At 51.4% G+C, this 516-nt stretch carries 1 protein-coding gene; it reads left to right on the top strand.

Annotated elements, in window-relative coordinates; genetic code table 11:
• The coding region (locus R7O13_RS30965; RefSeq protein ID WP_318305737.1) for a flavoprotein at positions 1 to 516 on the top strand (516 nt) is incomplete at both ends.

Here is a 516-nt window from a genome sequence, read left to right as displayed (position 1 = left end):
CTTCGTCGTCATGACGAAAGCTGCAAAAGAGTTTATTACTCCGTTAACCATGCAGGCCGTCTCAGGACGACCAGTATCCGATAGCTTGCTCGATCCGGCGGCTGAAGCGTCAATGGGTCACATCGAGTTAGCTAAATGGGCGGATTTAGTGCTGCTTGCTCCTGCTACGGCAGACCTCATTGCTCGTATGTCAGCTGGCATGGGCAATGATTTATTGACGACGTTAGTGTTGGCAACGGATTCGCCTGTTGCGGTATCTCCAGCAATGAATCAGCAAATGTATCGCAACATCGCGACGCAAGAGAACATTGCGACTCTAGCTCGCCGCGGTATGCACATTTGGGGTCCAGCAGCAGGTGAACAAGCCTGTGGTGATGTTGGTCCGGGTCGAATGCTTGAACCAATGCAATTGGTGCATCTGTGTGAACAGTTTTTCCAACCTAAAGTCTTGGAAGGCAAGTCCATTCTGATCTCAGCAGGCCCAACGCGAGAAGCCATCGACCCAGTGCGTTACAT

It is taken from the genome of Vibrio sp. Y176 (assembly GCF_033438945.1).
Note: the sequence above shows the minus strand (reverse complement) of the source record. Positions and strands in the feature narration are given on the sequence as shown.